The organism is Streptomyces sp. NTH33 (genome assembly GCF_003236365.1).
Classification (GTDB): Bacteria; Actinomycetota; Actinomycetes; order Streptomycetales; family Streptomycetaceae; genus Streptomyces.
This window is the reverse complement of the sequence record NZ_POTZ01000956.1, coordinates 1-1,032: the sequence shown is the minus strand read 5'-3', so window position 1 is coordinate 1,032 and position 1,032 is coordinate 1. Positions and strand designations below refer to the sequence as shown.

The following is a 1,032-nucleotide window of genomic DNA, read 5'->3' as shown; positions in this document are numbered from 1 at the left end:
CACCCGCCGAAACCCACCGCTGGCTCACCGCCGAGGAGCAGCGCGTCTGGCGCTCCTACCTGCACGCCACCACTCTCCTCGAGGACCACCTCGACCGTCAGCTGCAGCGTGACGCGGGCATGCCGCACATCTACTACGGCCTCCTCGTCAAGCTCGCCGAGGCCCCGGACCGCCGGCTGCGGATGACCGAGCTGGCCATGGACGCCAAGATCACCCGCTCCCGCCTCTCCCACGCGATCGCCCGCCTGGAGACGAACGGCTGGGTGCGTCGCGAGAACTGCCCCTCCGACAAGCGGGGCCAGTTCGCGGTGCTGACCGACCAGGGCATGGAGGTGCTGCGGCGCACCGCGCCGGGCCACGTGGCCGCCGTGCGCCAGGCGCTGTTCGACCGGCTCAGCCCCGAACAGCAGAAGTCCCTCGGCGAGATCATGCAGATCGTCGCCGAGGGACTCCAGCCGAACGAGGCGGGCGCGGACCTGCCCTGGCTCCGCTGAGGCACGTACCGCTCGCCCCGCCCGTACCGCTCGCCCGTACCGCTCAGTGAGTGATGACCGGTACGGCCGTCCCGTCGTCCACGCCCCTCACCGAGGGCGGCACCTCGGGCCCGTGCTCGACGAACATCTCCCGAACGGCGGGGCGATCCGGGGAGAGGTTCACCGGATCGCACGAACACTGGACCGAACGGAGGGAAGGACTCCCCCGGCCGTTTCCCGCCCGCCGCAAATCCTGCGGGACCCGGACCGCACCCACCCGGCCGCATGCGTTCCCACGACCGGGCGAGGCGTCCCACGACCGGACGGCTCCAACGCGCGCCGACCGCCCCCGCGACACAGGGTGATCGCAAGGGTGCAGCCGGAAACCGGTGGCTGCCTGGCGCGAAGGGTTCACGTATGCAGCCGCAGCCGCCCCGCCACCCGATACGCAAGCGCCGTGCGGCCGCCCTCGCCTCCGTCACGGTGCTGACCCTCGCGGTCAGCACCTCCGCGGGGACCGGGCACCTCACGGCGGGCGTCACGGGAACCGGGCCCGGAC

The 1,032-nt window shown here is 72.7% G+C and carries 1 protein-coding gene; it reads left to right on the top strand.

Features of this window, described 5'->3' with window-relative positions; translation table 11 throughout:
• The coding region (locus tag C1I97_RS37785; protein ID WP_111007356.1) for a MarR family winged helix-turn-helix transcriptional regulator at positions 1 to 494 on the top strand (494 nt) is incomplete at its 5' end.
• Positions 495 to 1,032: the final 538 nt, after the last annotated feature.